Source organism: Nocardioides taihuensis, assembly GCF_042657275.1.
GTDB lineage: Bacteria > Actinomycetota > Actinomycetes > Propionibacteriales > Nocardioidaceae > Nocardioides > Nocardioides taihuensis.
The window spans coordinates 429,556-449,129 of the sequence record NZ_JBHSKD010000002.1; the positions used below are offsets into that span (position 1 = coordinate 429,556).

The following is a 19,574-nucleotide window of genomic DNA, read 5'->3' on the forward strand; positions in this document are numbered from 1 at the left end:
CCCCGCGGGAACGGACGCGCGAGCCGGTCTCCCGGCTCGTAGGGTGGGGCCCATGATCTTCATCTGCGTGAAGTGGAAGGTGAAGCCCGAGTACGCCGACGCCTGGCCCGAGCTGGCGCGGGAGTTCACCGAGGCGACGCGTGCCGAGGAGGGCAACCTCTTCTTCGACTGGTCGCGGAGCATCGAGGACCCCCACGAGTACGTGCTCGTGGAGGCGTTCAAGGACGACGCCGCCGAGGCGCACGTGACGAGCCCGCACTTCCGGAAGGCGCAGGCCGAGCTCCCGCAGTACGTGCAGGAGACGCCGCTGATCCGCAACGTGGTGATGGAGGGCGACCACTGGGACCGGCTCGGGGAGTTCGAGGTCGCCTGAGGCCGGAAACCATGACGGACTCCTGATCGAACCTGTGTTCGAATCTTGACGATTCGGGACCGGAAGTGTCGGTGGTCGCGGACTGTATGTGCCACATGACGACCACGACCACCGTCCTAGGTCGACCAGTGACCTCGTCCCTGCCGACCGAGCGACTGCTCGCGTGGTACCAACCTGTGAGGAGGTGCACGTGATGAGCGAACAGTTCTACTCGGATGCGCGGTTGTACGACCGGCTGTTTCCCGGTGGCGAGCCCGCCGTCGACTTCTACCGGGCCCAGGCCGATCGGCAGGGAGGACGTGTCCTGGAGCTCGGGTGCGGCACCGGACGCAAGCTGATCCCCATCGCCTCCGACGGTCATCCGTGCACCGGCCTCGAGCTCTCGCCGGACATGCTCACCGAGGCTCGGCGCAAGGCGGGCGAGAGCGCGCTCACGGTGGAGTGGGTGCGCGGCGACATGCGTGACTTCGACCTGGGCCGCACGTTCGACCTCGTGTTCATCGCAGCCAACTCGCTGCTCCACCTGCACGAGGCCGCCGATCTGCTGAGCTGCCTCCGCTCCGTGCGGGCGCACCTGGCGCCCGGGGCACGGTTCGTCCTCGACGTGTTCAACCCGGACCTGCGCATGCTCGCCGGCGCCGACGGCGTACGACGCACCCGCGACGGGTTGTCGTTCGAGGATCCCGACCGCGGCACGGTGCGGGTCGACGTCGCCGAGACCTACGACGCCGCCGTGCAGGTGACCCGCGGGACGTGGCACTTCTCCACCGAGCTCGAGCCCGACTTCCTCGTCGCACCCTTGGAGCTCAGGAGCATCTTTCCCCAGGAGCTGCCGCTGCTGCTCTCCCTGGCGGGGCTCCGGCTCCTCGAGCGCTTCGGGGACTGGTCCGGTCGTCCGTTCACCGGGGACGCGGGAATCCAGCTCTGCGTCTGCGAAGCGGACTAGAGGAGCTCAGTCGGCGAGTCCCATCCGCTCGAGGATCCACGCGTAGACCTCGGCCTCGTAGCCGAGGTGGGCGAAGCGGCCCGCGGGACCGGTGTGGGCGCCGGCGCCGAGCTCGACCCGGAAGACGCAGCGCGGTGACCACTGCGGGTCGGTGGCGCGGAGGGCGGCGACCCACTTGGCCGGCTCCCAGACCATCACCCGCGGGTCGTGGAGCGCCCCGGTCACCAGCAGGTCGGGGCGGCCGCCGGCCGGCGGGAGGTTGTCGTACGGCGAGTAGGCGCGCAGCCAGTCGAACTCCTCGCGCCGGTGGGGGTCGCCCCACTCGTCCCACTCGGTCACCGTCAGCGGGACCGACGCGTCAAACATGGTCGTCACCACGTCGACGAACGGCACCTCGGCGACCACCCCGCGCCAGCGGTCCGGCCGTCGGCTGAAGACCGCGCCCTGCAGCAGCCCGCCGGCCGAGAGGCCGCGGGTCACGATCCGCGAGCCGTCCACGACCCCGTCGGCCAGCCCGTCGGCGACGGCCTCGAGGTCGCCGAAGGTGTTCACCTTGTGCTCGAGGTGCCCCTGGTCCCACCAGCGCCGGCCGAGCTCGCCGCCGCCGCGCACGTGGGCGTGGGCGTAGACCACGCCGCGGTCGAGCAGGCTCGGCAGCGACGGGTCGAACTCCGGCTCCTCGACCGCCTCGTACGCGCCGTACGCGTAGACCAGGCAGGGGGCGGTGCCGTCGAGCGGCGTGTCGTGCCGGCGGACGACCGTGACCGGCACCCAGGTGCCGTCCGCGGCCGGGAACGCCAGCATCTCGCTCACGTACGACCCGGGGTCGTGGCCGGGTGCCTCCTGCCGGTGGACCGCGTGGCGCTCCCCGGTGTCCAGGTCGACCTGCGACCACACGGCCGGCTCGGTGGAGGACTCCTCGACGACCAGCACCCGGGAGACGTCGGGCTCGAGGTTGGTCGACAGCGCGAGCGTGCCGCAGTCGAACTGCGGGCGCAGGAGCACGCCGTCGCCGGCGAGGTCGTCGAGGGGCAGCAGCCGCAGGCACCGCTGCCCGTCCCTCCGCAGCGAGAGCACGGCGTGTCCGGCGAACGCGTCGACGCGCTCGAGCCGCTCGGCCGGGTCCTCGGGGCGGACGTCCCACCAGGCGGTGTGGTCCTGGTCGGCCCCGCGCGGCACCGGCGCGCCCGCGAGCCGGAACTCCGTCGCCCCGTCGTTGGTGACGACCAGCAGCACCTCGCGGCCGCCCGGCAGCCGGGCGGGCTCCGCGTGGTACTCCACGCCCCGTCGGCGCCCACCCACCGACCGGGGAACGGCCTCGGGGTCGGAGGCGTCGAGCACCCACACCTCGCGGGTGTCGCGCGACTCCGCCCAGAGCACCACGGGCCCGCCGAGCCGCGGCTCGCGCACGACCAGCTCGTAGCGCTCGTCGCGCTCCTCGAGCACGAGCACGTCGTCGGTCACGGGCGTGCCGAGCGTGTGCCGCCAGACCTGCCAGGGCCGGTAGGCCTCGTCGTGCACCGTGTAGAGGAAGGCCTTCGAGTCCGGGCTCCAGGCGCCGCCGTAGTAGCTGCGCGGGACCACCTCGTCGAGGTCCTCGCCCGTGGTCAGGTCGCGGAAGTGCAGCCGGTAGACCTCGTCGCCGGTGGTGTCCACCGACCACGCCAACCACCGGTCGTCGGGGCTGATCGCGGTCAGCCCGACCTCCACGAAGCCCGACCCGTCGTCGAGCAGGTTGGCGTCGAGGAGCAGCTCTCCACCGTTTCCGTCCCGCAATTGCTCATCTGCTGAAGATTCTTCGGTTTCCAGCACGTTGAGATCACGAAACAGTTGCGCATGTTCCCTTCCTTCGGGAAGGAGTGTGTAGTAGGAAAAGCCCCGGTGCCGCCACCTGACTGACTGGTCAGTTGCTGGTACCCGTGCGTTCATCTCGGCGCGCAATGAATCGACCAGGGAGTCCAGATGTCCGGTGGCAGTGTCGAACCAGGTCCGCTCGGCGGCGAGGTGCGCGAGGACGTCGGGGGACCCGACGTCGCGCAGCCAGTGGTAGGGGTCGCGACGCGCGACGCCGTGCTCGGTGTGCTCGTACGGCCGCTGCGCCGCCTCCGGCGGGGTCTGCGGTCCGGCGGGGGTCTGGCTCGGGGTGGTCACAGGCGGCACCGTAGCGCTGCCGCCGTCGCCGCACTCGCCCTCGCGGCGGGTGCGCTGAGCATCCCGGCCGTCGCGTCGCCGTCCGCCGCGAGCTCCGAGGGCACCGGCGACGAGCCGGTGACGTTCACGGTCGGACTGCTCAACGAGGTCGACTCGTTCAACCCCTTCAACGGCATCGAGGCCGAGTCCTACGAGATGTGGGCGCTGACCTACGACTTCCTGGTCGGCTACTCGATGAAGGACATGTCGCCGCAGCCCGCGCTCGCCGAGAGCTGGGACACCTCCGAGGACGGCCTGACCTGGACGTTCAACATGCGCGACGACGTCACCTGGTCCGACGGCGAGCCGCTGACGGCCAACGACGTGGCCTACACCTACAACCGGGTGCTCGACGGCGGCCCCGAGGCGGCCTCGTGGAGCTCCTACCTCACCTCGGTCGACACGATCGAGGCCACCGACGACTACACGGTGGAGATGAAGCTGTCGAAGCCGAACGCCGTGCTCCCGCTGCTGCCGATCCCGATCCTGCCCGAGCACGTCTGGAAGGACGTCAGCGAGGACGAGGTCAAGAGCTACGCGGCCGAGCCCACCGACAACCAGCCCGTCGTGGGCTCCGGCCCGTTCCGCCTGGTCGAGGGCACCGCGGGCGGCGACACCTACCGCTTCGAGGCCAACCCCGACTACTGGGGCGGCGCCCCGCACGTCGACCAGGTCGTCTACCGCGTCTACAAGAGCGAGGACCCGGCGGTGCAGGCGCTGATCAAGGGCGAGATCGACTTCGTCGTCGGTATCAGTGCCCTCCAGGTGGAGGCGCTGCAGAGCGAGGAGGGCATCACCGCCCACAACGGCGACTCGCCGAGCTTCGACGAGATCGCCTTCAACGTCGGCGCCCGTGACCCGAAGACCGAGGAGCCGATCGGTGACGGCAACCCGGCGCTGGAGGACCCGGCGTTCCGGCACGCGCTCGGCTACGCGGTGGACTTCGACCAGCTCATCGAGAAGGTCTACCAGGGCGCCGGCAAGGTGGGCGACTCGATCATTCCCCCCGCTTACTCCACGTGGCGGTGGGAGCCCTCCGAGGACCAGGCCTTCTCCTTCGACCTCGAGAAGGCGGGGCAGCTGCTCGACGAGGCCGGTTACACGATGGGCGACGACGGCAAGCGGACGATGCCCGACGGCAGCCCGATCGGCACCCTGCGCCTCTACGCCCGCAGCGAGTCCAAGACGTCGATCAACGTCATGAACTACTTCCAGGAGTGGTTGACCCAGCTGGGCATCGACTCCGAGGTCACGGCCTACGAGTCCAACAAGCTGACCAACATCATCCTCGACGGCGAGTTCGACGTCTTCGAGTGGGGTTGGTACGTCGAGCCCGACCCGGACTCGATCCTCAGCTACTTCACCTGCGACCAGCGCGGTGGCTGGTCGGACTCCTGGTACTGCGACGAGGACTACGACCGCATGTACTACGAGCAGAACTCCGCGGTCGACGACGCCACACGGGTCGAGATCGTCAAGCAGATGCAGGAGAAGCTGTTCATGGAGTCGCCGTACCTGGTCACGGCGTACAGCACGATCGGCGAGGCGGTGCGCACCGACCGGTTCGCGTGCTTCCAGCCCCAGCCCGATCCGGGCGGCGTCTGGATCATGCAGTACGGGTCGCACAACTACACCCAGCTCCGCCCCGCCGACGAGGCCGGTGACTGCGACGGCGTGAAGACGGCGATCGGGGCCACCGGTGACACCTCGAGCACCGACGAGGGCATCGGCACGGGGGTCTGGATCGGGATCGGGGTGCTGGCCGGCCTGGTCGTGATCGGCGGCCTGGTGTTCGCGATGCGTCGACGCTCGACCGCCGCCGAGCGGGAGTGAGCGTCCGTCGCGCCGGACCACGCGCTGCGGCTGAGGGGCGGGTGGTCCGGTGAGCACGATGATCGCTGCGGGCACCTCGGGGACGCCTGAGGCGCGCGAGTCGGACGACGAGGGCGGGCTCGCGCCGAAGCGACGCGCGAGCTACGCCCGCTACGTCGTCGGCAAGGTGATCGGCTCGGTGGGCAGCCTGTTCTTCGTGCTCGTCGTGAACTTCTTCCTCTTCCGGGTGATCCCCGGTGACCCGGCCCGCACCCTGGGCCGCGGTCGGTTCCGCACGGAAGAGCAGCTCGAGGAGTTCAAGGCTGCGTACGGCCTCGACCAGCCGCTGCCGCAGCAGTTCCTGACCTTCCTGAAGAACACCTTCAGCGGCGACCTCGGCGTCTCGCTGCGCTACCGCGTCCCGGTGTCCGACCTGATCGTCGACCGGCTCTGGCCGACGCTGCTGCTCGTCGGCACCTCGACCGTGCTCGCGATGCTGATCGGCGTCTACCTCGGCATGGTCAGCGGGTGGCGGCGCGGTCAGCGCTTCGACAAGGTGACCACCGGGAGCACGCTGACGCTGTACTCGATGCCGGAGTGGTGGCTGGGCCTGCTGCTGATCGCGGTCTTCGCCGTGGGCGCCGGCCCGATCCCGGGCATCTTCCCGACGGGCGGCCTGGAGTCGGTCGACCCGCCCGACAGCACGATCGGCCAGGCACTCGACATCGCCTGGCACCTGACCCTGCCGGTGATCACGCTGACCCTGGCCTACCTCGCCGACTACTCGCTGATCATGCGCTCCTCGATCCTCGACGAGATCGGGGAGGACTACGTGACCACCGCACGCGCCAAGGGGCTGCGCGACGTCGTCGTACGGCGGCGCCACGCGGCCCGCAACGCGATGCTGCCGACCACGACCCTGATCGCGCTCAACCTCGGCTTCGTGGTCTCGGGGGCGATCACCATCGAGACCATCTTCTCGATCCCCGGGCTCGGCCTGCTCGCCAGCGAGGCGTTGACGATCCCGGACTACTGGGTGCTCCAGGGGACCTTCCTGATCGCCTCCGGCGCGGTCATCTTCGCCAACCTGGCGGCCAACCTCGTCTACGGCCTCCTCGACCCGCGGGTGCGCACGTGAGCGCCCCGGCGATGGACGGCCCGACTGCCGATGCCCCCAAGCGCCGGGTGTCCCCGCGGCAGCTGGCGCGCCGTCGGCGGGCGGCGTCGCTGCGGCGCAACTGGGCGGAGTTCCGCACCCACCGCTCCGGCGTGGTCGGACTCGTCGTGCTGGGCGCGATCATCGCGATCGCCCTGCTGGCCCCGCTGATCGCCCCCGCCGAGGGCCTCGAGGTCACCAAGGCGACCGGCGGCGTGCTGGAGCCGCCGTCGTGGGAGTACCCGCTCGGCACCGACGAGAACGGCCGCTCCATCCTCACCCTGCTGATCTGGGGTGCCCGGGTCTCGCTGCTGGTCGGCATCGTCGCCACCGTCATCTCGATGGTGATCGGGACGCTGGTCGGGATCATGTCCGGCTTCTTCGAGGGGTGGCCGGCGCGGCTGCTGTTCCGGCTGACCGAGTGGTTCCTGGTCCTGCCCTTCCTGTTGCTGGCGATCGTCGTGGCGAGCGTGCTGCCGCGGTCGCTGTTCAACATCGCCCTGGTCATCGGTGTCACCAGCTGGGCCGGCACCGCGCTGCTGATCCGCAGCCAGACGCTGTCGATCAAGGAGCGGCCCTACCTCGAGCGCGCCCGGGCCCTGGGGGCGGGGCGGTGGCACCAGATGACCCGCCACGTGCTGCCCAACGTGATGCCGATGGTCTTCGCGAACACCACGCTCACCGTCGCGATCGCGATCCTCGCCGAGACCACGCTGAGCTTCCTCGGCCTCGGTGACCCGACGGCGGTGTCCTGGGGCTCGATGCTCCAGTCGGCCTTCGACGTGGGCGCCATGACGACCGGTGCCTGGTGGTACATCGTGCCGCCCGGCCTGTGCGTTCTCACGGTCGTGCTGTCCTTCACCCTCGTCGGGCAGGCGCTCGAGGAGATCTTCAATCCCCGGCTGAAGAAGCGGTGACCCGGTGACCGAGACGACCACGGAGCTCCTGGACATCCGCGACCTCGCGGTGTCCTACCAGACGGACGCCGGCCCGCTTCCCGCCGTACGCGGTGTGCACCTGGTGGTGCGCGCCGGCGAGATCGTGGGCGTGGCCGGCGAGTCCGGCTGCGGCAAGTCCACGCTGGCCAGCACGGTGTTGCGCCTCCAGCCCAAGGACGCCGTCGTCGACGGCGAGGTGCTGGTCAACGGCGCCGACGTCCAGAAGATGGGCTGGGGCGACCTGCGGACGCTGCGGTGGGCCGGTGCCTCGATCGTGTTCCAGGGCGCGCTGCACTCGCTCAACCCCGTGCACCGGGTCGAGCAGCAGATCGCCGAGCCGATCCACCTGCACGAGCCCGACCTGGCCGACGACACGGTGCTCGCCCGCGTGCACGAGCTGATGGAGCAGGTCGGGCTGCCGCCGGGACGCAGCCGCGTCTACCCGCACCAGCTCTCGGGAGGGCAGCGCCAGCGCGTGATGATCGCGATGGCCCTGGCCTGCCGGCCCCAGCTGGTGATCGCCGACGAGCCGACCACGGCGCTCGACGTCATGGTGCAGGCGCAGATCCTCGACCTGCTCTCGGGGTTGGTGCGCGAGACCGGCGTCGGGATGCTCGTGATCAGCCACGACCTCTCGGTGCTCGCTGACGTCTGCGACCGGGTCGCGGTCATGTACGCCGGGCGGGTCGTCGAGGTCGGGCCGGCCGACGAGCTCTTCACCGGGCCGCTGCACCCCTACGCGGCCGCCCTGTCCGCAGCCTTCCCGTTGGTCGGTGATCCGGCCGCGCGCTACGCGCCGTCCGGGCTGGCGGGCGATCCGCCCGACCCGCGCCAGCTGCCGCCGGGGTGCTCGTTCGCACCCCGCTGCCCGCGCGCAGTCGACCGGTGCTCCGAGGCGGAGCCGCCGTTGGTCTCCCACGGGGTCGACGACCGCGGGCGGCTCGCCGCCTGCTTCCGGGTGGGGGAGCCGTGAGCGAGGCACTGGTGGAGGTCCGCGGCGTCGGGGTGGAGTACGCGACCCGGTCGGGGACCGTGGCGCGGGCGCTCGACGGCGTCGACCTCGCCGTCGGGCCGGGCGAGATCCTGGCGATCGTCGGGGAGTCGGGGTCGGGCAAGACCACCCTGGCGCGGACCATGATGGGGCTGCAGCAGCCCTCGCGCGGCCAGGTCCTCGCCGATGGCCAGCCACTGGACTACTCGATCCGCGCCCTGCGCACCTACCGGCGCCGCGTGCAGATGGTGCTCCAGGACGCCAGCGGGTCGCTGAACCCCCGGCAGACCGTCTACGAGTCGGTGGCCGAGGGCGTCCGGCTGCACAAGCTGGCGCAGGAGGACCCCGAGGGCCGCACCGAGGCCGACCTCGTCGCCGCCGCCCTGTCCGATGCGGGCCTGCGGCCGCCCGAGCAGCTGTTCCTGCGCTACCCCCACGAGCTCTCCGGTGGGCAGCGGCAGCGGGTGCTGATCGCGGGGGCGCTCGCGCTGCGCCCGAAGCTGCTGATCGCCGACGAGCCGGTCTCGAGCCTCGACGCCTCCATCCGGGGCGAGATCCTGGCCCTGCTGCTCCGGCTCCGCGACGAGTTCGCCCTGGGCGTGGCGGTGGTGACGCACGACCTCGGCCTGGCGTGGAACATCGCCGACCGGATCGCGGTCATGTACCTCGGCCGCGTCGTCGAGCTCGGCACCACCGAGGAGGTGCTCGGCGCGCCGAAGCACCCCTACACCGAGGCCCTGCTCTCGGTCGTCCCCGAGATCGACCGGCTCGAGCCGGTGATGCTGACCGGCGAGATCCCCGACCCGACCCGGATCCCCGCCGGCTGCCGTTTCCACCCGCGCTGCCCGAAGGTCGAGTCGGGGCTGGCGGCCGAGGCGGGAGTCGAGGCCGACTGCCGCGCGACGTCGCTGCCGGTGCTGCCCGCCGCCGGCGACCACCTGGTCGCCTGCCACCTCGCTGCTGCGACCGCGGCTGGGGGTCGGTGAATCTCACGCGCGTCTCCCGCCGCTCGCGCCTGAGGTCCGGACCGGCCTACGCAGGCAGTGCCACAGTGGTGGCATGGTGACGTTCCTGTCGCGGCTGCGGCTCCGGCCCGTCGTGATCGTGGTCGTGGGTGCCGTCGTGGTGCTGCTGGCGGGTGGCGGGTTCGCCGCCGTCGAGAGCCGTCAGGTCAACAGCTACGCCGAGGGGGTGTGGTGGGCGCTGTCGCTCATGACGACCGTCGGCTTCGTGGGCGAGGCGCCCGAGTCGACCGCGGGCCGCGTGCTCTCGTCGATCCTCATGGTGTCCGGCTTCGGCCTGATGACCCTGCTCACGGCGACGATCGCGTCGTTGTTCGTGCGCGAGGACGAGCTGCCCGAGGAGCTCGCGGAGCGGGAGTTCGAGAAGGTCGCCCTCGCCCGCCTCGAGGAGCTCCACCGCAAGATCGACGCGCTCGAGCAGCGGCTCGAGGCGGCGCCGCGGCAGGGGGACGACGAGCGCTGACCTGCGCCCCCGGAGACATGTCGGTCACCCGGGCTAGCATCCGGGCGCATGACGGCTCCCACCCCGTACCTGCACCTGCCCGGCACCGCACGCGAGGCGCTGACCTTCTACGCCGGCGTGTTCGGTGGCAGCGCGCGGCTCTTCACCCTGGCCGACTTCCAGCGCAGCGACGGCCCCGCCGACGCGATCGCCCACGGCGAGCTGGTCGACGGCCCGGTCGCGCTGGCCGCCTCCGACGCCACCGGTGACGACGAGCCCTTCGCTGCGCGCGGGCTGATGCTGAGCCTGCTCGGCACCACCGAGCCCGCCACCCTCCGCACCTGGTTCGACCGCCTGGCCGACGGCGGCGAGGTGCTCGACGACCTCCAGCCCCGACCGTGGGGTGCCTCCGACGGGCAGGTGGTGGACCGGTTCGGCCTGCGCTGGCTGATCGGTTTCGAGGGCGACGAGGGCTGAGGCGCCCGCGTGATCGTCGAGTTCGCCGGGCCCGTGTGGGAGTGGCGCGGCCCGGCGCCCTACCACTTCGTGAGCGTGCCGCCCGACGAGGCCGACGACATCGCGGCGATCGCCGGCGACATCACGTACGGCTGGGGGATGGTGCCGGTGCGGGGAGTCCTCGGCGACACCGCGTTCACCACAGCGCTGTGGCCCAAGGACGGCGGGTACGTCGTGCCGCTCAAGGACAAGGTGCGCGCGGCCGAGGGGGTCGAGCTCGGCATGGTCGTGACCGTGCGGCTGGCGATCGCCGAGGACTGAGCGCGCCCTCCACCGCCCCACGTCGGCCCCGACTCTGGCGCCGGGTGCCCCGGCAGTGGCAGCATGGGCCCGTTACTGACTCACGAGTCAGCAGAGCCACTGCCGGGCGAGGAGGGGTCGATGGGGTTGCAGCAGGCGCTGCCGCGCGACATGTACGTCGACGAGGAGACCTGGCAGCGCGAGCGCGACCGGGTGCTGCACGGCGAGTGGTTCTGCGTGGGGCGGCGTGACGACCTCGGCCTGACCGAGCCCGGGAGCGCGGTCGCCGTCGACGTGGCCGGCGAGTCGGTGGTCGTCACCAACGACGACGACGGCGCCCTCCACGCGGCGTACAACGTCTGCCGCCACCGCGGCTCGCAGCTGCTCGTCGAGGGGCGCTCGTGCTCGGTGCGGGCGCTTCGCTGCCCCTACCACTCCTGGACCTACGCCCTCGACGGCCGGCTGATGCGCGCGCCGCACGTGGAGGAGCAGCTCGACCCCGACACCTGGCGGCTCACCATGGTCGCCGTCGACACGTGGGCGGGCTTCGTCTTCGTGCACCTCACGCCCGACGCGGCCGGTCCGCTGGCCGAGGCGGTGGCAGGCCCGGCGTCGAGCCTGGCCAACTACGCCATCGGCGACCTCGTCACCGGCCGCACCCTGACCTACCGCGTCGCGGCCAACTACAAGGTGCTGCTCGAGAACTACAACGAGTGCTACCACTGCGGCCCCGTGCACCCCGAGCTGACGCGGCTGGTTCCGTCGTTCGGCGGCGGGGGCACCGACCTCGACTGGGCCAACGGGATCCCGCACCGCGAGGGGGCGTGGACCTTCACCATGTCCGGCACGACGAGCCGCGCGCCGCTGCCCGGGCTCGACGAGGCCGAGCGCACCCGGCACAAGGGCGACCTCGCCTACCCCAACCTCATGGTCTCGGCGTCGGCCGACCACGTCGCGGCGTTCGTGCTGCTGCCGCGCGGGGTCGCGGAGACCGAGGTCGTGTGCAGCCTGCTGTTCGCGGCCCACGAGGCCGCGCGCCCGGGCTTCGACCCGGGCGACGCCGTCGAGCTGTGGGACCTCGTCAACCAGCAGGACTGGGCGATCTGCGAGTCCGTGCAGCGCGGCATGTCGTCGCGCAGCTACCGGCACGGCTGGTTCGCGCCGATGGAGGACGAGAGCCTCGACATCCGCCGCTGGCTCCTGCCCCGCGTCGCGGCCGACGGCGAGGGGGAGCGGTGAGCGAGCGCTTCGACGTCGCCGTCGCCGGCCTCGGCGCCCTCGGCTCGGCCACCGCGCGCGAGCTCGCGCGGCGCGGCCTGCGGGTCGTGGGGCTCGAGCGGTTCGCGCTCGGCCACGACCGCGGCGCCAGCCACGACACCAGCCGGATCCTGCGGCACAGCTACCACACCCCGGCGTACGTCCGCCTCACGCAGCAGGCGTACGACGACTGGGCGCGGCTCGAGCGCGACACCGGCGAGCAGCTGGTCACGGTGGTCGGCGGGGTGGACCTGTTCCCGCCCGACCCGGCGATCCCGCCGGCCGACTACGTCGACTCGCTGCGCGAGGTCGGCATCGAGCACGAGCTGCTCGACGTCGAGGAGACCCGGGCCCGCTGGCCCCGGCTGCACCTGCCCGACGGCACGCTCGTGCTCTTCCAGGCCGACGCGGCGATCGTCCCCGCCGGCCGCGGCACCCGGGTGATGCAGGACGACGCGCGAGCCCACGGGGCCGACCTGCGCGAGCACAGCCCGGTCACCGGCGTCCGCGACCTCGGCTCCGGTGGCGTCGTGGTGACCACCCCGCAGGGCGAGGTGCACGCCGGCGCGCTGGTCGTCTGCGCCGACGCCTGGGCCAACGACGTGCTCGGCCACCTCGGGCTGAACGTCCCGCTGGAGACCACGCTCGAGCAGGTCACCTACTTCCGACCCGAGCGGCCCGACGAGCTCGCCCCTGGCCGGCTGCCGCTGTGGATCTGGATGGACGACCCGTCGTACTACGGCTTCCCCTGCTACGGCGAGGACACCGTCAAGGCCGCGCAGGACTGCGGCGGCCCGGTCGTCGACCCCGAGGCGCGCACCCACGAGCCCGACGCCGCGATGGAGGAGCGGCTGGCCGCGCACCTGCGCCGGATGCTCCCCGCGGCGGGCGAGCCGGTGCGCTCGCTGCGCTGCCAGTACACGCTGACCCCCGACCGCGACTTCGTGCTGGCGCCGGTCCCGGACCACCCGACGGTCGTGGCGGGCCTGGGGGCGGCGCACGGCTTCAAGTTCGCGCCGACGTTCGGTCGCCTCCTGGCCGACCTCGCGACCGAGGGGACGACGGGCACCGACGTCGCGGCCTTCCGCTTCGACCGCCCGGCGCTCACCGACCCCGACTACGCCGCGCACTGGCTGGTGTGAGGTGCGCCAGTCCCCGGCCCGGCCGTCAGGTCAGCACGGCCCCCTCGACCTCCAGCTCGCGGGCGACCGCCTCGGCGACCCACGCCTTGAGCTGGGGGCGCGTCACGCTCTTGTAGACGAGCGTGGCCACCGACAGGCCGTCGAGCAGCGCGGAGATGCGGGTCACCGACGCCCCGGGGTCGGGGCAGCGGAAGTCGCCGCTCGCCACGCCGGCCTCGACCACCTCGCGCAGCAGCGCGCACCACTGGCGGTCCATGCGGCGCAGCACGGCGTGGATCTCCTTCTCGCGCTGGGCGAGCGCCCAGGCGTCGATCCAGAGCCGCCAGCCCGTCGCCGTGCCGGTCGGGCCGTAGTGGCGCAGCATGCCGCGCAGCTGCTCCAGCGGCGGGTCGTCGCTCGCCACGACCTTCTCGAGCCGGGCAAGGTCGCGTTCCGCGGCGTGCGCGAAGGCCGCGGCGACGAGGGCGTCCTTGGTCCGGAAGTGGTAGAAGACCAGCGCCGGGCTCACCCCGAGCGCGCTCGCCACGTCGGCCACGCGCGTCGCCGCCAGCCCGTCGCGCTCCACCACGTCGAGGGTCGCGCCGAGGATCTCCTCCTGGCGCAGCGACGCCGAACGGCGCCGTGCGCCGCTCACCGCCCGACTCCCATGTTCCCGGACCCTAGTGCCTGAGGAGGCGCGCCATGACCACGTCCACGACGTCCACCACGCCCGTCACGATGCTGCCGGCCGAGAAGTACACCTCGGCGGAGGTGCTGGCGTGGGAGCGCCGCCACCTCTTCGCCGGCACCTGGACCTGCCTGGGCCGGCTGGCCGAGCTGCTCGAGCCGCCGGTCAAGCAGCGGGCGCTCGTCGTCGGCGACGTCCCGGCCCTGCTGGTGCAGGACGGTGAGGCGGTGCGGATGTTCGCCAACACCTGCCGCCACCGCGGCCACGAGCTGCTCCCCGAGGGCGACACCTCGAGCCGGCGCCAGGTCGTGTGCCCCTACCACGCGTGGAGCTACAAGACCTCGGGCTCGCTCGTCGCGGCGCCGGGCTTCAAGGACGTCCCCGGCTTCGACCCCGCCGCGCAGGGACTCGTGGAGCTGCCGGTCGAGGTGTGGGAGGGCTGGGTCTTCGGGCACGCCCTGCACCCGCTCGGCAGCCCCGAGGTGCCGTCGTTCGACACCCACCTCGGCGCGATGCGGCAGATCGTGGAGCCGTACGCCCCCGGGTCGCTGTCGCTCGCCGGCCGGCACACCTACGAGATCGCGGCGAACTGGAAGGTGGTCGCCGAGAACTACCACGAGTGCTACCACTGCCCGATGATCCACCCCGAGCTGTGCCAGGTCACGCCGCCGGACTCCGGTGACAACTACGACCTGCCCGGCGCGTGGATCGGCGGGTCGATGGACCTGCGCGACGGCATGGCCACGATGTCGCTGACCGGCGAGCTCGCGGCACCCCCGCTTCCGGGCGTCGACCCGACCCGCGTGGAGTACCTGCACCTGCTGCCCAACCTGCTCGTCTCCCCGCACCCCGACTACGTGATGACGCACCGCATGGTGCCGCTCGCGCCCGACCGCACCTGGATCGAGTGCACCTGGCTCGCGCTGCCGCGCGAGGACGGCACGGTGTCGGCGGACGCGGCCGTGGAGTTCTGGGACCTCACCAACAAGCAGGACTGGGGTGCCTGCGAGTCCGTGCAGCGTGGCCTCGCCAGCCCGCACTTCCTGCCCGGCCCCTTCGCGCCCAACGAGGACGCGGTCATGCAGATGGTGACGGTGATGGAGCGGGCGTACGAGACCGGCCGGCTGGTGGACTGAGGCCGGCGCGGCTCAGGTCGCGATCGGTGAGTGGGGGTGCTGGGGCGAGCGGCCCTGGAAGGAGAGGATCGCCGGGTTCTGCACGACGCCCTCGCGGATCTCGATGGAGCGCCGGACCGTCGGGTTGGCCTCCCACGCGTCGCTGCCCTCCATCACCGGCCGGAGGAAGCGCAGGAGCGCCGAGCTGATCTCCCAGGTCGCGGAGTCCCAGAGGTACGACGGGCTGTGGTCGACGGCGTAGTAGGTGACGTGGTCCCCGACCACGAACGTCGGGTCCTCGAACGACGTCGGGCGGGCCCAGCTGAACCCCATGCCCTCGTCGCACGACACGTCGACGACGAGCGTGCCCGGCGCCAGGTGGGCGAGGTCGGCGTCGGTGAGGAACACGTGCGGGTTGTCGGTGTCCTGCAGCACGCAGTTGACGATCACGTCGTGCTGCGCGAGGAAGGCGGCGAGGGGCACGGGGCCGTCCGGGGTGTCGACGTGGCTGAGCTGCCCGGGTCGGTCGGTGTCGTCGAAGTGGAAGAGGCGCGCCGAGTTGATGGCGGCCGCCACGGCAGCGACCTCGCGGTGGGTCAGCACGTCGACCTCGTGCACGCCGAGCGCCGTGAGGCTGCCGACGGCGCCACGCGCGGTCGCGCCGAAGCCGATCACGACGGCCCGCAGGCCGCGGCCGTAGCTGCCGTTCATGCCGGCGAGGCCGAGGGCGTGGAGCACGGAGCAGTAGCCGGCGAGCTCGTTGTTGCGGTGGAAGACGTGCAGGCCGAAGGAGCCGTCACGGTTCCAGTGGTTCATGGCCTCGAAGGCGATCAGGGTGAGGCGGCTGTCGATCGCCACCTGGGTCAGCTGCTCGTCCTGCACGCAGTGCGGCCAGCCCCACAGCACCTGCCCGTCGCGCAGCTCGGTGATGTCGCCGAGCACCGGCTTCGGCTGGAGCACGATGTCGCACTGGGCGACGATCTCCTCGTGCGTCCGGAAGCCGGCGACGGAGGACTTGAGCTGGTCCTCGGTGAAGCCGAAGTCCTCGCCGTACCCGTGCTCGAGGTAGATGCGTGACCGGAGGTCGTCGGGGATGCTGGCGAGGTGGCGTGGGTGCAGGGCCAGCCGCCGCTCGTTCTCCTTCTGCGACCTGCCCATCACGCCCAGGCTGAGCGGCCGGTTCGTGTTCTCCACGCGCATGCTCTCTCCCTCCGCGCACGGCCCACGGCCGTCCTGCCGGTGAGCCTACGAGGAGCCTCGCGACGCCCGCCTCATCCCGAGGGCAGGGTTTGGCGCTCGCGGCCCCCGGGCCGGCCGGACCACCGGCGCCGCGATGCGGCCGGCAGCGCCGTCGCTGGGTACGGTCGCCGGATGACCTCCTCCAAGGGGATCGACCCCGTCCCCGCACGCCGGGGCACCGCCGCGTGGTGGTTCCGCTCCCCGGACGGCCGGCTGGTGCTGGCGCAGTGGCCCAACCCCGCGATCGTCGTCTGGATGGTCACCGTCGTGCTGGGCTGGTTCGACCTGTCGGCCGACCACGCCACGGCGGTGGAGAACATCGGCCGCGGAGCGCTGCTGGTGTGGGCGCTCGACGAGCTGGTCCGGGGCGCCGCCCCGTTCCGGCGCGTGCTGGGCGCGGTGGTCCTCGCCTTCCAGCTCGCCGCGGTCGTCATCGGCTGACGCCGGCCGGTTGCCCGCCCCTCACCGTGGCACGTGCTCGACCCACGACCGTGACGTGACCAGCGTGCCGCCCTCGTAGGCCAGCGCGTCGATGACCACGTCGTAGCCGGCGGCGGTGACGTCGATCCGCAGCGTGGAGCGGACCAGCACCTCGACCTCGGGCCAGGTGATCGCGAACTGCGTCTCCGCCTGCGCCCACTGGTCGAAGGTGCGCCGGTCGACGGTCACCGAGCCCTCGTAGCGCTCGGTCGCGCGCCCGCCGTGCGGCACGGCGTACGTCGCGCCCGAGCTCACGGCGCAGGTGGTGGTGCGGCGCAGCACGTCGCGGCTGATGGTCCAGGCGACGCCGGTGGGGTCCTCGGAGTGGTGCTCCGTGCCCGGGACGTACGCCGGAGCGGGGCGCTGGCTGCCGGCCCAGTGCGGCAGCTCGAGCTCGCCGTCGTGGATCCGCAGGGTGACCGGCGCGGGCGGGGCGATCGTGTTCGGCCAGTCCGCGCCGGCGACCGACAGCCGTAGCCGCTGCCCGGCGGCGAGGGCGTAGGCGCAGGCGTCGAGCTCGACCTCGACGTCGTACTCCTCACCGGGCACCAGCGGAGCAGGCGAGCCGTGGACCCCGTCGCGGTAGGCGAGGTCGAGGCTGCCGCGGGTGATCAGGGCGGACGTGCCGTCCTCGAACACGTCGCACAGCTTGACCGAGAGCGAGGCCAGCGGCGCGTCGGCGGAGACCCGCAGCCGCACGCGCGGGTGGCCCACCATCACCTCGCCGTCGGCGCCGATGTCCCAGTCCCAGACGAGCGAGCGGGCGTCGTCCTCGCGCTGGTCGCCCGAGAGGCCCCAGGGCAGGTGGCCGGCGCAGTCGATCCAGGCCGAGGTGCCGGTGTCGGGGTCGACGGGCAGCTCGCGCGGCCCGCCGAGGGCGTGCACCACCGTCGAGGAGCCCGACGACGGCCACGTGTCGCGCACCCACCAGCCCTCGTGCAGGTCGAGGTCGGGCTCCGGCCGCGTCGAGGCGCGCACGAAGACCTCGACGCCGTCCTCGTGCGGGGTCCCGTCGGCCAGCACGCCGTCGTGGCGCAGCCAGCGGTCGAACCACGACGCGAGCTCGACGTCGAAGTCGATCCGCGGCCCGGGCATCGCGGTTGTCGGGTCGGCGTGCGCCCACGGGCCGGCCAGCAGCCGGTGCGGGACCCCCGCCTCGCGGAGCGCCGCGACGGTGCGGAAGGAGTTGTTGCGGTAGCCGTCGGCCCACCCGGCCACGATCATCACCGGGCACACGATCCGGTCGTAGCCGCCGCCCTCGGCGTCGCGCACGGAGCCGTGCCGCCAGTAGGCGCCGTCGCGGTTCTCGCGCAGCCACGTGAGCAGCCACGGCTCCGCGGTGTCGACCCGGCGCTGCCACTCCTCGCGCCAGCCCTCGCCCCACACGGCCGGCACGGGCGGCAGCATGACCATCGGCGTCATGTAGTGGTCGTAGTCGACGAGGTCGACCAGCCGCAGCGCGCCGCCGCGCCAGTGGACGTCGTCGGTCCAGCGGTCGTCGGTCGCGTAGATGGCGCAGATGGCCTTGAGTGCCGGGGGGCGCTCGCACGCGATCTGCAGCGAGTTGAACCCCGAGTACGACGTGCCCCACATGCCGACGCCGCCGTCGCACCACTCCTGCTCGGCCAGCCAGGCGATCACCTCGACGAGGTCGCGCTGCTCGGCCTCGGGGTACTCGTCGGTCGGGTCGCCGCCCGACGACCCGGTGCCGCGCACGTCGACCCGGCACACGGCGTACCCGAACTCGTCGCGCAGGCGCCGGTAGGTCTCGTCGTAGGAGGAGGTGAGGTCGTCCTTGCGGTAGGGCAGGGCCTCGAGCAGGCAGGGCTGCGGCCCGGAGGCGGGGTCGGGGAGGTAGAGCGTCGCCGCGAGACGGGTGCCGTCGGACACCTCGATCGTGACGTCGCGGCGGATGCCGGTCGGGTCGGGGTCAGCCACGGCGGTGCTCCTCGAGGAGTCGGGTGACGACGGCCGGGTCGAGGCCCTCGCTGGTGTTGCCGTCGCGGCCGACGACGGTCGGCGCGGCGAGCATCGAGGCCAGCACGGCCTCCTCGGTCGCGTCGACGACGGCGGCGAACAACGGGTCGAGCGCGCGTCCGGAGACGCGGGGCCCGGGCTCGGTCGCGCCGTCGCGGTCGGGGCGCACGGTGGTGGAGCAGGCGAGGAAGATCTCCCCGCTGCCGTGGTGGGCGGTCGAGCCGGTGCGGGCCAGCCCGAGGCCGATGCGCCGCGCGAGGCGCGCGCACCCGGCGCTGTCGACCGGGGCGTCGGTGACGACCACGCCGATGCAGGAGCCCGCCGGTCGCCCGGGCCCGGAGGGCTCGGCCGGCACCAGCGCCCCCACCGGCACCCCGGCGACGGTGAGCCGCGGGCGCTCGCCGAAGTTGGTGAGCAGCAGCACCCCGACCGTGTGGCCCTCGGGCGTGACGCGCGAGGCGGTGCCGATGCCGCCCTTGAAGCCCAGGCACGACATCCCGGTGCCCGCACCGACGGCGCCCTGGTCGGGTGCGTCGGCGGTGCCGCGCGAGGCCAGGGCCGCGGCGTGGGCGGCCCGGACGTCGTCGCCGGTCACCTGCATCCGGCGGCAGTCGTTGAGGAAGGAGTCGTCGCACTCGCCGACGACCGGGATCACCACGTCGTCGGCGACGCCGGCGTCGTGCTCGAGCGCGATCTCGCACGCGGCGTCGTACACCCGGCCGAGCTGCATGGTCGACGTCAGGTAGACCGGCGTCTCGAGCGTGCCCCACTCGCCGGCGGTGAGGAACCCGGTGCACTCGCCCGCGCCGTTGAGCACCGCACCGCCGGCGGCGAGGGGTCGGCGGTAGGCGTCGTCGGCGGCGACCAGGACGGTGACTCCGGTGCGCGCCGTACCGCGGCCGTCCGGCGGCGGTGGCTCGTCGCGCCACACGGTGGCGTGGCCCAGGCCGACGCCGGGCACGTCGAGCACGGAGCACGTGGGGCCGGGCGGCAGCGTGCCGATCACGATGCCGAGGTCACGGGGGCGGGGCACGTCAGCATCCTGCCGCAACGGCGCCGGTTGCGGCAGGA

Annotated in this window: 19 protein-coding genes; 14 read left to right on the forward strand and 5 right to left on the reverse strand. The window is 72.6% G+C overall.

Features of this window, described 5'->3' with window-relative positions:
* The first annotated feature begins 52 nt into the window (after nucleotides 1-52).
* Nucleotides 53-373 (forward strand): putative quinol monooxygenase, encoded by a 321-nt coding sequence (locus ACFPGP_RS02105; protein WP_378586222.1) that lies wholly within the window; start codon nucleotides 53-55, stop codon nucleotides 371-373.
* Nucleotides 374-566: 193 nt separating this feature from the next.
* Nucleotides 567-1,319 (forward strand): class I SAM-dependent methyltransferase, encoded by a 753-nt coding sequence (locus ACFPGP_RS02110; RefSeq protein ID WP_378586225.1) that lies wholly within the window; start codon nucleotides 567-569, stop codon nucleotides 1,317-1,319.
* Nucleotides 1,320-1,325: 6 nt separating this feature from the next.
* Here ACFPGP_RS02110 and ACFPGP_RS02115 read toward each other — a convergent pair whose 3' ends face one another.
* Nucleotides 1,326-3,470 (reverse strand): S9 family peptidase, encoded by a 2,145-nt coding sequence (locus ACFPGP_RS02115; RefSeq protein ID WP_378586227.1) that lies wholly within the window; start codon nucleotides 3,468-3,470, stop codon nucleotides 1,326-1,328.
* Between the two features lie 117 nt (nucleotides 3,471-3,587).
* Here ACFPGP_RS02115 and ACFPGP_RS02120 point away from each other — a divergent pair, with 117 nt between their 5' ends.
* The 10 genes from ACFPGP_RS02120 to solA all read left to right on the forward strand — a co-directional run bounded on the left by ACFPGP_RS02120 (nucleotide 3,588) and on the right by solA (nucleotide 13,025).
* On the forward strand, nucleotides 3,588-5,342 hold the full coding sequence (locus ACFPGP_RS02120; protein WP_378586229.1) for an ABC transporter substrate-binding protein: 1,755 nt from the start codon (nucleotides 3,588-3,590) through the stop codon (nucleotides 5,340-5,342).
* A 58-nt stretch (nucleotides 5,343-5,400) separates the two neighbouring features.
* Nucleotides 5,401-6,459 (forward strand): ABC transporter permease, encoded by a 1,059-nt coding sequence (locus tag ACFPGP_RS02125; protein ID WP_378586389.1) that lies wholly within the window; start codon nucleotides 5,401-5,403, stop codon nucleotides 6,457-6,459.
* Nucleotides 6,456-7,394 carry an ABC transporter permease gene (locus tag ACFPGP_RS02130; RefSeq protein WP_378586231.1) on the forward strand — a complete coding sequence of 313 codons (939 nt, stop codon included), beginning with the start codon at nucleotides 6,456-6,458 and terminating at the stop codon, nucleotides 7,392-7,394. Before ACFPGP_RS02125 ends, ACFPGP_RS02130 begins: the two co-directional genes overlap by 4 nt.
* A 4-nt stretch (nucleotides 7,395-7,398) precedes the next feature.
* A complete protein-coding gene (locus ACFPGP_RS02135) occupies nucleotides 7,399-8,388 on the forward strand; it encodes an ABC transporter ATP-binding protein (RefSeq protein ID WP_378586233.1) in 990 nt (329 codons plus the stop codon).
* Nucleotides 8,385-9,392, forward strand: a complete 1,008-nt coding sequence (locus tag ACFPGP_RS02140; RefSeq protein WP_378586236.1) for an ABC transporter ATP-binding protein — start codon at nucleotides 8,385-8,387, stop codon at nucleotides 9,390-9,392. The genes ACFPGP_RS02135 and ACFPGP_RS02140 overlap by 4 nt, the downstream gene beginning before the upstream one ends.
* A gap of 73 nt (nucleotides 9,393-9,465) precedes the next feature.
* Nucleotides 9,466-9,891, forward strand: a complete 426-nt coding sequence (locus tag ACFPGP_RS02145) for a potassium channel family protein (protein WP_378586238.1) — start codon at nucleotides 9,466-9,468, stop codon at nucleotides 9,889-9,891.
* A 48-nt stretch (nucleotides 9,892-9,939) separates the two neighbouring features.
* A complete protein-coding gene (locus ACFPGP_RS02150; RefSeq protein ID WP_378586240.1) occupies nucleotides 9,940-10,347 on the forward strand; it encodes a VOC family protein in 408 nt (135 codons plus the stop codon).
* Nucleotides 10,348-10,356: 9 nt separating this feature from the next.
* The gene (locus tag ACFPGP_RS02155) at nucleotides 10,357-10,647 is read left to right on the forward strand and encodes a DUF1905 domain-containing protein (RefSeq protein ID WP_378586242.1); all 291 of its coding nucleotides are present in this window, start codon (nucleotides 10,357-10,359) and stop codon (nucleotides 10,645-10,647) included.
* Between the two features lie 120 nt (nucleotides 10,648-10,767).
* A complete protein-coding gene (locus ACFPGP_RS02160) occupies nucleotides 10,768-11,865 on the forward strand; it encodes an aromatic ring-hydroxylating oxygenase subunit alpha (RefSeq protein WP_378586245.1) in 1,098 nt (365 codons plus the stop codon).
* A complete protein-coding gene (gene solA / locus ACFPGP_RS02165) occupies nucleotides 11,862-13,025 on the forward strand; it encodes an N-methyl-L-tryptophan oxidase (RefSeq protein WP_378586247.1) in 1,164 nt (387 codons plus the stop codon). The genes ACFPGP_RS02160 and solA overlap by 4 nt, the downstream gene beginning before the upstream one ends.
* Before the next feature lie 25 nt (nucleotides 13,026-13,050).
* Here solA and ACFPGP_RS02170 read toward each other — a convergent pair whose 3' ends face one another.
* Nucleotides 13,051-13,659, reverse strand: a complete 609-nt coding sequence (locus ACFPGP_RS02170) for a TetR/AcrR family transcriptional regulator (RefSeq protein ID WP_378586250.1) — start codon at nucleotides 13,657-13,659, stop codon at nucleotides 13,051-13,053.
* Between the two features lie 47 nt (nucleotides 13,660-13,706).
* Between ACFPGP_RS02170 and ACFPGP_RS02175 the strand changes: the two genes are divergently transcribed.
* A complete protein-coding gene (locus ACFPGP_RS02175; protein WP_378586252.1) occupies nucleotides 13,707-14,828 on the forward strand; it encodes an aromatic ring-hydroxylating oxygenase subunit alpha in 1,122 nt (373 codons plus the stop codon).
* A 12-nt stretch (nucleotides 14,829-14,840) separates the two neighbouring features.
* Here the strand turns inward: ACFPGP_RS02175 and ACFPGP_RS02180 are convergent, their stop codons facing one another.
* Nucleotides 14,841-16,007, reverse strand: coding sequence for a N(5)-(carboxyethyl)ornithine synthase (locus tag ACFPGP_RS02180; protein WP_378586254.1), 1,167 nt, complete (start codon nucleotides 16,005-16,007; stop codon nucleotides 14,841-14,843).
* A 171-nt stretch (nucleotides 16,008-16,178) separates the two neighbouring features.
* Here ACFPGP_RS02180 and ACFPGP_RS02185 point away from each other — a divergent pair, with 171 nt between their 5' ends.
* The gene (locus ACFPGP_RS02185) at nucleotides 16,179-16,487 is read left to right on the forward strand and encodes a hypothetical protein (RefSeq protein ID WP_378586257.1); all 309 of its coding nucleotides are present in this window, start codon (nucleotides 16,179-16,181) and stop codon (nucleotides 16,485-16,487) included.
* A 21-nt stretch (nucleotides 16,488-16,508) separates the two neighbouring features.
* On the opposite strand, the gene ACFPGP_RS02190 is transcribed toward ACFPGP_RS02185, so the two are convergent.
* Nucleotides 16,509-18,464: a CocE/NonD family hydrolase gene (locus tag ACFPGP_RS02190; protein ID WP_378586260.1), complete on the reverse strand. Its 1,956-nt coding sequence runs from the start codon at nucleotides 18,462-18,464 to the stop codon at nucleotides 16,509-16,511.
* Entirely contained in the window at nucleotides 18,457-19,536 is a 1,080-nt protein-coding gene (locus tag ACFPGP_RS02195; protein ID WP_378586263.1) for a P1 family peptidase, read from the reverse strand. Before ACFPGP_RS02195 ends, ACFPGP_RS02190 begins: the two co-directional genes overlap by 8 nt.
* Between the last annotated feature and the right edge of the window lie 38 nt (nucleotides 19,537-19,574).